A 1,195-nucleotide genomic window follows, 5' to 3' on the forward strand; every position below is an offset into this window, starting at 1 on the left:
ACCCCCGCCTACCGGCGGATGAGCCTGGCGCTCTTCCTCGCCGGGGTCGCGACCTTCGCCCTCCTCTACTCCACGCAGGCACTGCTCCCCCTGATCTCCGCCGACTACGGCTCCACCGTGAGCGACGTGTCGTGGACGGTGGCCGCCGCGACCGGCGGCCTCGCGCTGTTCGTCATCCCGATGAGCGCGCTCTCCGAGCGGTTCGGACGCCGCGCCACGATGACCGGGGCGGTCGCCGTGGCGGTCGGCATCGGACTGCTGGTGCCCTTCGCGCCCTCGCTCGGGGTGCTGGTGGCGCTGCGCGCGGTCCAGGGCGCGGCCCTGGCCGGGCTGCCCGCCTCGGCGACCGCCTACCTCGCCGAGGAGGTGCGGCCGCGGGCGCTGATCACCGCGGTCGGGCTGTACGTGGCCGGCAACAGCGTCGGCGGCATGAGCGGCCGGGTGCTGAGCGGCTGGGTCGCCCAGGAGTGGGGCTGGCGGGTCGCGCTGGCGGTGCTGGGCGTCCTTGCGGTGGGCTGCGCGGTGGCGTTCCGCCTGCTGCTGCCGGAGCCCAAGCACTTCACCCGCGGCTCGCTGCGGCCCGGCGTGGTCGCCCGCACCGTGCGCGACCACCTGGCGAACCCGCTGCTGCGGCGGCTGTACGCGATCGGCGCGCTGTTCATGACGGTGTTCGGCGGCGTGTACACGGTGATCGGCTACCGGCTGACCGAGGAGCCGTTCTCCCTGCCGCAGGGCGTGGTCGGATCGATCTTCCTGGTCTACCTGGTGGGCACGGTGTCCGCGTCCGTCTCGGGACGGCTGGTCGGGCGGCTCGGCCGCCGGGGCACGCTGTACCTGTCCGGCGCGCTGACGGCGGCGGGCCTGCTGGTCTCGCTCGCCGACCGGCTGCCCCTGATCCTGCTGGGCCTGGTGCTGGTGACCGGCGGCTTCTTCGCCGGTCACTCGGCGGCCTCCTCCGCGGTCAGCGGGACCGCGCAGCACGGACGCGCCCAGGCGGCGGCGCTGTACCAGTCCGCGTACTACATCGGCTCCAGCGTGGGCTCGACGCTGGGCGCGGTGGCCTTCCACGCGGCGGGCTGGGGCGGCACGGTGGCCGTGGGACTGCTGGCCGTGGCCGGCGTCGCGGCGATCACCCTGCTGGGCACCCTGGCGGCCCGCCGGCCGGCCCCGGCGGTCTGACCCCGCCGCGTCGGAC

Annotated in this window: 1 protein-coding gene; it reads left to right on the forward strand. The window is 75.6% G+C overall.

Annotation, left to right across the window (positions count from 1 at the left end):
* Positions 1–1,179: MFS transporter (locus tag ACOV8S_RS16445; protein WP_448318555.1), on the forward strand; the 1,179-nt coding region annotated here is incomplete at its 5' end.
* Positions 1,180–1,195 lie beyond the last annotated feature (16 nt).

Source organism: Streptomyces sp. CO7 (assembly GCF_053474865.1).